Origin of the sequence: Acinetobacter sp. ABJ-A23_2, from assembly GCF_044538765.1 — a bacterium.
Lineage (GTDB): Bacteria > Pseudomonadota > Gammaproteobacteria > Pseudomonadales > Moraxellaceae > Acinetobacter > Acinetobacter nosocomialis_A.
The window spans coordinates 1-312 of sequence record NZ_JBIUCP010000127.1; the positions used below are offsets into that span (position 1 = coordinate 1).

1 protein-coding gene is annotated in these 312 nt (G+C 43.3%); it reads right to left on the reverse strand.

From position 1 onward, the window contains the following. Positions 1 to 312 (reverse strand): EF-Tu/IF-2/RF-3 family GTPase (locus ACH63V_RS18160; RefSeq protein ID WP_396464332.1); only part of this gene is annotated, 312 nt, incomplete at both ends.

Below are 312 nucleotides of genomic sequence, written 5' to 3' on the forward strand. Positions count from 1 at the left end.
TAGTACCACGAAGTAATACACCACAGTTCTCGCCTGCACGGCCTTCGTCAAGAAGTTTACGGAACATTTCTACGCCAGTTACAGTTGTTTTAACTGTATCTTTAATACCAACGATCTCTACTTCTTCACCAACTTTAACGATACCAGATTCTACACGGCCTGTTACTACTGTACCACGACCAGAAATTGAGAATACGTCTTCGATTGGCATTAAGAATGCTTTGTCGATAGCACGTTCTGGTTCTGGGATGTAAGAGTCAAGAGCTGCTACAAGAGCAAGAACTGATTCTTCACCGTAAGGACCTGCTTCAC